Here is a 10,099-nt window from a genome sequence, read left to right as displayed (position 1 = left end):
CGCCTGCAGGCCGAAGGCGCCGCCACCACGCGCCAGCTCGCCAAGCGCCAGCTCACCTGGCTGCGCGGCATGCCGTGGCGCCGGACGGTGGCCTGCGACGCGCCCGACGCCAGCGCACAGGTGGTGGCGCTGGCGCGGCAACTGGTCGACGAGCGCGAGGCCGCGGCATGAGCCTGCTCGCCATCGACGGCCTCGCGAAGCGCTACGGCGACAGCACCGTGTTCGAGCAGGTGTCGCTGCGCGTCGAGGCGGGCGAGTTCGTCGCGCTGCTCGGCGAATCGGGCGTGGGCAAGTCGACGCTGCTCAACGCCATCGCCGGGCTGGACACGGTGGATGCCGGCCACGTGCTGCTGGACGGCGACGACGTGACCGCCCTGCCCGAGCGCGCGCTGGCGCTGCTGCGGCGCGCGAAGCTCGGCTTCGTGTTCCAGGCCTTCCACGTGCTGCCGCACCTGAGCGTGGCCGACAACGTGGCGCTGCCGCTGCTGCTGCTGGGCGCCCCCGATCCGGCGCGCGTGCAGTCGGTGCTGGACGCGGTGGGCCTGGGCGGGCTGGGCGAGCGACTGCCGCAACAACTGTCGGGCGGCCAGCTGCAGCGCGTGGCGATCGCCCGCGCGGTGGTGCACCGACCGCGCCTGATCCTGGCCGACGAGCCCACCGGCAACCTCGACCCCGCCACCGCCGAGCGGGTGATGGACGTGCTGGCTCACGAGGTGAAGCAGCAAGGCACGGCCTGCCTGCTGGTCACCCACTCCACGGCCGCGGCGGCACGGGCCGACCGCGTGCTGCGGCTCACGCCGAAGGGCGTGCAGCCGGCCGCGGCCTGAAGGCGCGGCCGGGCCTCGCGGTTCAGCCGCAGGGGTTCTCGGCCACGGCCTTCTGCGGGTCGGCCGCGAACTCGTTGAAGGCGCCGATCGCACGGCCGGCGTAGGTGATCGCGGCGGTGGCGACCGGCGTGGTGTGTGGCGGTGCGCTGATGAACTCTTCGTGGACACCTTGCGGACAGTCCGCATGCGGGTCGGTGGCCCGCCTCTGCATGCGGTGCTGCTCGCCACAGGAACTTCACGGGTGATGACCGCTTTCGCTCCTCATCAGCCAGTCATTGACGCGTGCTGAGCGGCTCTTTGGCAGCGGTTGCTGCCAGTGGCCGTCAGTCGGTGACAGCGCCGTCACCGGCACCAAGCTGACATTCGCTGCCACCGCGAGCGCCACCCGTGAGTGCGCGGCGAACGTCAAGGTGACATCGCTGGACGGGTACGCTCCTGGAGATTTCCGCTCCAAAAGTCCTTCGCCGCCTGCTAGTCCCACAAGACGGGGCCCAGCCCATCCAGGAACGTGCGGTGCTGTTCTGCCGACGGACCTTCTGCAATGGTGGTGGCAGAAAGGTCATGGCACTCACGGCCCGGCCTTAGTCGGCGTAGGTGGTACCGGATTGCACCTGTGCCTCTAGGTATCGGAGCGCGAGCACAACGGGCTCCGCTTCGTGCAAGCAGATGGTGGATTCCGCCAAGATGCTAGGGGTTGCGGTATGAAGGAGGGTTGCAGCTGCGACAACCGCCCCAAGTAGCGCTGCTGCAATGAGGGGTGTGAGCTTCACGGGGTCTTTCGGATTGGCAGATGCCACCTGTAGTGACCCGCCTCCGACATCCCCCACGTTTTTGCCGCTGCGCAGCGACAGAGGTGCTGTACCATGCCCGCAAGGCGTCTGAGCCGAACCTGTTCCCGGGTTAAATCAGACACAGCACTTGGCGCCACCGAACGGACTTCAATCCGGGTCGATGCGTAATCGGGAAACGTCGACCACGCAGATTGGAGTGCCGTATGGCCGCTACACCCCTTTGCGAGGCACCGCTCGCCGCCCTCAAGAAGTCGCTCCGCGACGAGTTCCCCCACGTCAAGTCGTCGCACCTGAGCGAGGCGCTGGCCCACAGCCTGGGCTTCCGGACCCACGCCGCCATGCAGGCAGCGATGGTCGGGCCTGAGCAAGACCGTCCCTTCGCCCTGCTGCAGACGCAGCGCTTCGTCGAGCGCCTGAAGCAGCTCGGCTACGAGGACGACCCAGAGTTCGACTTCGAGATGACCATCCTCACGCCCGTGCCGGGCGTCGTCTCGACGGTGCCGGACTCTGCCTACGACATTGAATACAAGACGACGCGGCAGAAGGCCTGGCGCAACCTGATGGTCTGCGCTGTGAACGCCGCCCTGGAGCAGAAGCTGTTCACCCTCCGGCCTGGCGACAACCGCTTCCCGGACAACATGCGCCGCGGCGAGGTCTTCGACTTCGTACTGCCCAACGGGCTGCCGGCCCGTGGGTCTGTCTCAGATGCCGGCTTCAACGAGCTGTCTGTGCACGCCGCGGTGAATCCCAAGGGCGACATGGTCCGCGCCTTCAACGGCGGCTTTGACGCCGGCGACGCCTTCGGCACAACCTGGTCGAGCGTGAGCGGGGCGCGTGGATGCAGTCGTCAGACAGCTCGTTCAACTGCCGGAAGGGCCTGTTGGACCATCTTGCCGCGCTGCAAGTCGAGCCGATGGGCTACGGAGACCGCGGGCGGGTCATCATGTGAGGCACAGCGAGCCCGTCTCCACGTCGCGACGGGTCCACGCACCAGAGCACATCTGGCGCTAACGATAACAACAACTTCAGGAGGCCTGCTTGCACGCGATTCCCTTCGAAATCCCGCCGCCCAAGAACGAGGCGGACTTCGAGCGCATGTGCGCGCACGTGTACGGCGTCGTCTTCGATTACCGGATGCCCAAGATGAACGGCCGTCGTGGCCAAGTTCAGGGTGGCGTCGACGTCTTCGTGAAGGAAGCTGGCGTCGGGCGGGTCGGTATCCAGTGCAAGAAGTACACGATGAAGCCCGTCAAGTGGGACGACGTCGTGGACGAGGTCGGAAAGGCCGACAAGCACGGCACGCCCATCAAGAAGCTCATTCTGGCTACCACCGCGCCGAACGACGCGGCCTTGCTGAAGAAGGTTCAGGAACTCTCCGACGCGCGCGAAGCCAAGGGGCTGTTCCCAGTTGAGGTGGAGTTCTGGGAAGACATCTGCAATCACATTGACCGGTTCCCGGTCCTTCAAGACAGCTACGCACCGAACAGCCCTGGCGCCGCCTACCACCGACAGGACGCGGCTCTCAGCAACTTGCAGACCCTTGTCCTGGAGCAGCGCGACACGCTGCTCGGCATGTCTGCGCTTCCGACTGCCCGGCTCGACTCCGTCGACCGGCTCATCTCGGACCAGCTAGACCGAACCAACGAGCTCCTGAAGGCGGGCCGATACCGCGACGCGCTCGACCACCTAGCCGTCGTCGGCAAGGACCTTGGGCCCTTCGACGCCCACCAGAAGGCCCGCTGGTACCTGCAGAAGGGCCTCAGTCTCTGGTTCATGCGCCTGGACGACGGAGAGGCGGCCCATCTGTTCCTGAAGGCGTTCGAGCTCTACCCGAACGACGAACGCATGGCTGCGGCTCAGGTCCGAGGCTCATGCTTGAGAAGAAGCTGCCTGAGGCTAGTTCTGCGGGAGAGGCGGCGCTCGAGCGGTTCCCTGATTCCCAGCAAGTCTGGTTCGCGCTGGCCAACGCCCGCCTCGTTCAAGGCGAGCCGGTTCGGATGTCCGACGTGCCTGAGGCGTTGAAGCAAGAGCCCGATACGCTGCAGTTCCTGGCGCAGGCTGAGCTCAAAGCTGGGAATCTGGACGCAGCCATCAAGTTCAGCCAGGAAGCGGCCAACCATCCCGCAGCTGCGTTCTTCATCCGGGCCAACGCGCTTCGCATCGCCGCTGAGTGCGGTTCGAGGTTCCCGGTAGGTGCGATGACGGGCGCGCTGCCGGTGCGTGAGACCGAGGCACTCGAGTTCGCGGTCGCTCAGTTCAACCCGTGGCATGAGCGCCTTTGGCAGATTCAGTCCGAGTCAGTGACGGAGACCGTCGCCCACCTCGGCTACGCGTTGTTGATGCTGCACCGCTTTGGCGACGCGCTGGCTCTTGCCAAGGACGCTGAGGCGCAGGGGCATCGCTCCGCCGAGATTCTCCGCACCCAGGTGACCGCTCTCTTCGAGCTGGACCGTGAAACTGAGCTTCTCGCTCTTGCGACGGGGCGACTGGCCGAGATGAACGACGCCAGCTTGACTGTCGTGGGTCAAATCGCCGCCAAGAACGGAAACCTGGCGCTGCTGAAGCAGACGCGGGACGCAGCGCTGGCGCGAGACCCCGTCGACAGCGAGACGGCTGAGCTGCTGGCTGCCCTCCGCTGGGACGCGTTGACCCGAGCCGACCAGCAGGACGCGGCCGTCAGCGAGGTGATTGCAGCCAAAGTCGATGAGACCGGCGGTCTCATTTCTGCCTGCGTCGCGGCGCGCGTCCTCAACCGTGCAGGCCGCGCGCTGGAGGCCGACGCCATCGTGCAACGCGCCAAGACCTTGGTCACCGAGGAGAGCAATGACGGCCAACGGCTGATGCTGGCGGAATTGCTGTTCTCCATGGGGCGGTTCTTCGAGGCCGGGGCCCTGTTCGAACGGCTGGTGACGCCCGGTCGCCTCTCCGACCTGCACAACAGGCTGCTCGCGTGCTACGTGCGGTCTCACAACCGGCGCAAGGCCAAGGAGATGCTCGCAGGTCTGCCCGCAGAGTGGATTGACAACGACGAAACCCGCAACCTCGCCATCGAGCTGGGGCAGCAAGCGGCCGACTGGGCCTTCGTGCGCCCGTTGATGGACGCCCAGTTGAAGAAGCATCCGACCGCGGCTGGAAGCTGGGTCTTCAAGATGGGCGTGAGCCTGCACTCATCGACGCCGCCTGAGTTTCAGAACGACCTTCGCAGTGTCCCGGAGCTGCTTGAGGGCCGCATTCAGCCGATGGCGCAGCTGGCTACGCTGGAACTTCGCTACGGCGAGGCTGAACGGGGCATGCGTCGGCTCTATCGAATGCTTCGCCGCAACCTGGATGAGCCGGGGGCGCTGTCGGCGTACTTCATCTCGGTCGTAGCAGCACCGGGCACGTTGCCGCTCATGGACGAGAACCTCCCGGCGGTCGTGCCGGGCAGTTGCGTCACGCTGGTTGATGAGTTCGGGCACGCTACGCAGCTGGTCATCGACCCGTCGAACGTAGGAGAGCTGCCGAAGCGCACAGGCTACGCGGACCAAGCCGCACCGGAGGCGGCGGCGATGCTCGGTGCCGTGCTTGGGCAACAGGTCAGCCTTCCGGCCCTCGCGTTTGGCGACACGAAGGCGTACACGGTGACCGCCATCCAGTCGGCGTACCGACACATGCTGCAGGTCGTGCAGGAGCGGGCCCGTGAATTGGGCGGGCTGCCGAACATGAAGATGGTCCCTGTCGGCATGACCGGCGACGGGGAGCGCGACCTCGCGCATATGAAGGCCGAAGTCATGCGCTCTTCGGCCATTGCGCGGCAGCTCTTCGACGTTTACGCCACGGGGCACATGACGCTCTCCGGCTTCGCCGAACGTCAGGGTCGCAGCACCGTTGAAGTCGTCTTGGGCTGGCCATCTGAAGGACCGCCGCTCTTTGTCGGTACGGGCATCGAGGCAGAGCGCGTTGCCGCGCTTCAGCTGCTCGCACGACCCGACGCGGTCTACGTCATCGACGCCATGACCATCGCCGAACTCGTCAATCTTGGGGTTCAAGAGGCGCTCGGTCACCTTCCAAAGGTGCTTGTGTCGTCAGTGACCAAGACGATGCTGGAAGGGCTCGTGCGCGAGGCCGAAGAAGACCGAAGTGTCGCGACCAGCACGGAAGTCGAAGGGCAGCTTGCCCTCATCGAGCACGACGCTCGGTACCACGCGCGCCGCATTGAGTTCTTCAAGGCGCTGCTTGCCGCAGTCGAGCAGTACTGCGAAGTGCAGCCGGCCTACGGCGAGCTACCGAGCGAAGGAGAGGCGCCGCGCCTGGCTGAGGTGCTCCAGGACGAAGAACTGGAGGTGTTGCTGCTCGCCAAATCGACGGGAGCTACCGTCTTGACGCTCGACGGTCGGTTCCGATTCGTCCTGGAAGCGGTGGCCAAGGTTCCCGGCGTCTGGCCCCAAGCACTGCTGATGCACTGCGCAAGCAAAGATTTGGTCGACCCGATGAAGCTGGCGGCAGCAACCATTCGCCAGTTTCTGACCAACCGGAGCTTTGTGTCGCTGGGCTCAGGCGACCTCACCTGGATGGTCTTGCAAGGCGGTGCGTACCTGCAGCAAGGCATGCGCCGCTTCAAGGGCTACCTCTCGTCGCCCGATACCGAGTTCGCTTCGACGGTGAGCGTCGCGTTCGAGTTCTTGTCGCGAATCGCGACTCTGCACATCCATCTCGGCGCCTTCGGGGAGTTGTTCGAGCACGTCGTCGAGGCGGCCATGCGGCACAAGCAATGCCCCGCCGACTTCCACCTTGCCGTTTCGAACTTCGTCGAGGAGCTTACGGATTCGCTCAGTGGCAGGGAGCACCTGTACGGGGCCGTCAATGTCCAACGAAGCCAGCGCGTCTACCTGCAACGGCAGTTCTTCGCGCAGCGTTTTGTTCGCGCTCGTGACCGCCTGAAGGAGGCGCCGGACAATCGGCCAGTCGCTGTGCGCGCAGTCTTCTGCAGCCCCATTCCTTGGTTGGTCGCTGACAAGTCGAACACCGCCCCTGCTGCCGCGACGGAGTTACAGCCGCCGGCGCCTGGTGAGGGTCTGCCTTCGGGCGAGGTTGCCGACGCTGCTGAGACGGCTACGAAGGCGAGTCAACCTGGCAAGGCCTTCCTGGTTGCTGCGCCCAAACCGAGGTTCGGTCGGGGCTGACGGGGTTGGCCGCTCCCTCTGGCGGGCCGTCCCTATGATGTGGTGATGACGCCTCCCACGCACCCCACCGTTGCAAGCCAAGACGTCCCGATGAGCGAGTTCGTGGTTGACGACGCGTTGGACGTGTTGACCACGGACAGTCTCGGGCCTTGCATCGCCATCGGCGTCCGGCACGGCGAGTGGTTGGCGCTGCTGCACCAGTTCGGGCCAAGTCAGGGGGCTCCTGAGTTTGAAGTCTTCTTCCAGAAACTGGACGAGCTTGTTCCCCTGGAGTCGCGAAGCGGTCTGCGGCCGGTTGTCGCCGGCGGCAAGCTCGATTTCGAGCACGATGGCGAAGACGCTTGCGTCAACGCGGTGACCGTTGAGGACCGAGCTTGGGTACTGCGCGAACTTCAGCGCCTTGGCTTCGGTGAGCCGCACGCATGTTGGGGCGACACCGACTCAAAGTGCCAGGTCGTTCGTCTCGACAAGACGACGTCCACTGCGGTGGTGACGACGGAGGGCTGGGACGGCCGTCTGATGGCCAGCTTCACCGTCCCGCTTCCTCCTGGCTGAGCGTTCAGCCCACGATTGAATGCAAAGACGGGTCGAAATGGCCCGGTCGAGGTCGATGCTGCGCTGCAACAGGTCTAACGATGACGTGTCGGGATAGCGGTTGATCCAGGGTAAAGCCGGACGTATTGAAGGCGACTGACTGCCGCCATCGGTGCCCCAAGCGCTTGAATGACCACTGAGTGCGAGAGCGGTCCTTGAACAGCGGGAATCGACTGACTCAGATCAGTCTAAAGCTGCCATTCGTGACGCTACGCCCGTTTCGCAGCGGTCGCGGCCATCCGGACAGCGAAACCGTATTCACGCTGATCGACACTAGTCGGTCGTCGGGCTCACCTGTTTGCGCAGGGCCGAGTGCGAGCTACCAGATGTGCAGCTTGCGCAAAACCGCGCGCTGCAGCAGTCGGTGGCGCCGGTGGTGTGCGCCAAATGTCCACCGTAGTGCACCCCAGTGCGGGCCCAGGTCCCGCAGGGCCCAGCCGCTCAAGCCTTCACTTCGACCACCTGCTCGAAGCCACCGAAGATCATTCGCTTGCCATCGAAGGGCATGGGCGGATTGCCGGGGGTGGAGGGGTCCATGCGCGGGTCTTCCAGCATCTTCTTCATGCCGGCGTCGCGCGTGGCCTTGTCCGGCCATTCGACCCACGAGAACGCCACCGTCTCCTCGGCCGTCGCCTGGACCGCACGGCGGAAATCGGTGACCTTGCCGTCGGGGACGTCGTCGCCCCAACCCTCGATCACGCGGATCGCTCCGAGTTCGATGAACAACGCGTCGAAATGGCGTGCGTGCTCGATGAACTGCTGCTTGTTGGCCGTGGGAACCGCGATCACGAAACCGTCGATATAGGACATGCCTTGACTCCTGGTGAGGGTTGACTGGTCGACGCACCCGCTCAAGCGCGCCTCCTGCCTTCACGACGAACGAAAGGAGGCTGAATCGACAGGGCCGCTGGCACTGTAGGCCACCCTTCCGGACCGTGCCGCCAGACCCTTCGCCTCGGGAATCTCGCCCAGGCGAGACGGGTGAAGCTGCTCGGTCGTGCAGCCGTGGAACTTCTTTCTGGAACTTCATGATCAGCGGGTTCTACTTGTCCGGATCGATGCGGTCGGTGCTGCCGTGCCATGCGGTTCTCGATGCATCCGCTGAACGCAAGTGTGTGATGCGAACTTTGCGCTTTTCGGAACCCTGCAAAGCGGCCACAGTCACGCACCATGACCCTGCACGACCCGCTCCTCGCACCGGGCGCCCTCACCCGCCAGCTGGTGTGGGACGGCTTCCGGCAGATGACCCCGATCGCCGCCTTCGTGCTGGTGTTCGGCGCGGCCTTCGGCCTGGCGGCCACCCAGCACGGCCTGCACGCCGGCTGGGTGGTGACCATGAGCGCGCTGGTGTTCGCCGGCGCGGCGCAGTTCGCGGTGCTCGACCTGTGGGGTCCGCAGGTGCCGGTGCTGCCGCTGGTGCTGACGGTGTTCGCCATCAACGCCCGCCACCTGCTGATGGGCGCCACGCTCTACCGCTGGCTGCGCCCGCTGCCGGCGCGCCGGCGCTACGGCGTGATGGTGCTGGCCTCGGACGCCAACTGGGCCATGACCCTGCAGGCCTTCGGGCGCGGCCAGCCGGGCCTCGGCCAGCTGCTGGGCGGCGGCCTGGCGCTGTGGCTGTTCTGGGTGGTCGGCACCTGGCTGGGCACGCAAGTGGGCGACCTGATCGCCGATGCGCGGCGGTGGGGGCTGGACATGGTGATGGGTTGTTTCCTGCTGGCCATGGCGGTCGGCGGGCAGGTGAAGAACCTGCGCCTGCTCGCCATCTGGGCGGTGGCGGCCGGCGCCTCGCTCGCTGCCTGGCGCTGGCTGCCCGAGAACAGCCATGTGGTGGCGGGCGCCCTGGCCGGCGGCCTGCTGGGCACGGCCTGGAAGGAGCGGCGCGATGAGCCTTGATTCGCTGGGCTGGGGCACGCTGCTGATCGTGGCCGTGATGGCGCTGGTCACGCTGGCCACGCGCTGGGGCGGCGTGTTCGTCATGTCCTTCGTGCCCATCGGCCCGCGGGTGCGGCGCTTCATCGAGGCCATGTCGGGCTCGGTGCTGATGGCACTGCTGGCGCCGCTGGCGGTGCAGGGCGACGGCGGCGCGCGGCTGGCGCTGGCGACCACCGCGGTGGTGATGCTCGTGCTGAAGAAGCCGCTGCCCGCCATCGCCGCCGGCATCGTGGCGGCGGCGGTGTTCAGGCAGTTCTGACGGCGAGCGCCCGTCTGGCAACATCGCCGGACCATGCCGCCCGCCGCCCACGACGCCGCCCAGTTGCTCTGGCGCTGCCGCCAGTCGGGCAACGTCATCGACGCCCTGCCCGACGCGCTGCGCCCCGGCGACGCCGCGGCCGGCCATGCGATCCAGGCCGCGCTGGCCCAGGTGGCCGGCAGCCCGGTGGTCGGCTGGAAGATCGCCGCCACCAGCGCGGCCGGGCAGGCGCACATCCAGGTCGACGGTCCGCTGCCGGGGCGCATTCTCGGCAGCTTCGTGCACGCTATGGGCGCCACGCTGTCGCTCGCCGGCAACCGCATGCGCGTGGTCGAGCCCGAGTTCGCATTCCGCCTGGGCGCTGCGCTGCCGCCGCGCGCCACGCCCTATGCCGTCGACGAAGTGCTGGCGGCCGTCGCGTCGCTGCACCCGGCCTTCGAGCTGCCCGATCGCGCTTCGCCGACTTCGCCCGCGCCGGCCTGGCGCAGCTGATCGCCGACGACGCCTGCTGCGGCCGCTTCGCGTTCGGGC

The 10,099-nt window shown here is 66.6% G+C and carries 9 protein-coding genes and 1 pseudogene; 8 read left to right on the top strand and 2 right to left on the bottom strand.

All coding sequences use genetic code 11. The annotated features are described in order from the left end of the window. Both Y694_RS24945 and Y694_RS16745 read left to right on the top strand, forming a co-directional pair. Positions 1–171: pseudogene (locus tag Y694_RS24945) on the top strand (tRNA (adenosine(37)-N6)-dimethylallyltransferase MiaA); the annotation flags it as partial. Next, on the top strand, positions 168–827 hold the full coding sequence (locus Y694_RS16745) for an ABC transporter ATP-binding protein (protein WP_173402809.1): 660 nt from the start codon (positions 168–170) through the stop codon (positions 825–827). The pseudogene Y694_RS24945 and the gene Y694_RS16745, both read left to right, overlap by 4 nt. 22 nt (positions 828–849) lie before the next feature. On the opposite strand, the gene Y694_RS16740 is transcribed toward Y694_RS16745, so the two are convergent. After that, positions 850–1,038, bottom strand: coding sequence for a hypothetical protein (locus Y694_RS16740; protein WP_036234555.1), 189 nt, complete (start codon positions 1,036–1,038; stop codon positions 850–852). A 1,618-nt stretch (positions 1,039–2,656) separates the two neighbouring features. On the opposite strand from Y694_RS16740, the gene Y694_RS22725 reads away from it, so the two are divergent. The 3 genes from Y694_RS22725 to Y694_RS16720 all read left to right on the top strand — a co-directional run bounded on the left by Y694_RS22725 (position 2,657) and on the right by Y694_RS16720 (position 7,335). Further along, positions 2,657–3,640: a restriction endonuclease gene (locus Y694_RS22725; protein WP_051495849.1), complete on the top strand. Its 984-nt coding sequence runs from the start codon at positions 2,657–2,659 to the stop codon at positions 3,638–3,640. Beyond that, positions 3,616–6,780, top strand: a complete 3,165-nt coding sequence (locus Y694_RS27255) for a tetratricopeptide repeat protein (protein WP_036234553.1) — start codon at positions 3,616–3,618, stop codon at positions 6,778–6,780. The genes Y694_RS22725 and Y694_RS27255 overlap by 25 nt, the downstream gene beginning before the upstream one ends. Positions 6,781–6,870: 90 nt before the next feature. Continuing rightward, on the top strand, positions 6,871–7,335 hold the full coding sequence (locus Y694_RS16720; protein WP_036234551.1) for a hypothetical protein: 465 nt from the start codon (positions 6,871–6,873) through the stop codon (positions 7,333–7,335). A 480-nt stretch (positions 7,336–7,815) separates the two neighbouring features. Here Y694_RS16720 and Y694_RS16715 read toward each other — a convergent pair whose 3' ends face one another. Next, positions 7,816–8,184 (bottom strand): DUF1428 domain-containing protein, encoded by a 369-nt coding sequence (locus Y694_RS16715; protein WP_036234548.1) that lies wholly within the window; start codon positions 8,182–8,184, stop codon positions 7,816–7,818. A 360-nt stretch (positions 8,185–8,544) separates the two neighbouring features. Here Y694_RS16715 and Y694_RS16710 point away from each other — a divergent pair, with 360 nt between their 5' ends. From Y694_RS16710 to Y694_RS16700, 3 genes are read left to right on the top strand one after another with little or no spacing between them, the layout of a single operon-like run. Beyond that, the gene (locus Y694_RS16710; protein WP_036234544.1) at positions 8,545–9,270 is read left to right on the top strand and encodes an AzlC family ABC transporter permease; all 726 of its coding nucleotides are present in this window, start codon (positions 8,545–8,547) and stop codon (positions 9,268–9,270) included. Further along, entirely contained in the window at positions 9,260–9,568 is a 309-nt protein-coding gene (locus Y694_RS16705) for an AzlD family protein (RefSeq protein WP_011829632.1), read from the top strand. Before Y694_RS16710 ends, Y694_RS16705 begins: the two co-directional genes overlap by 11 nt. 33 nt (positions 9,569–9,601) lie before the next feature. Beyond that, positions 9,602–10,060, top strand: coding sequence for a hypothetical protein (locus Y694_RS16700; protein ID WP_051495848.1), 459 nt, complete (start codon positions 9,602–9,604; stop codon positions 10,058–10,060). Positions 10,061–10,099: the final 39 nt, after the last annotated feature.

This window comes from Methylibium sp. T29-B (genome assembly GCF_000576225.1).
In the GTDB taxonomy this organism is placed as follows: domain Bacteria; phylum Pseudomonadota; class Gammaproteobacteria; order Burkholderiales; family Burkholderiaceae_C; genus Methylibium; species Methylibium petroleiphilum.
The sequence above is the reverse complement of the archived record's forward strand: the minus strand, read 5'-3'. Positions and strand labels throughout refer to the sequence as shown.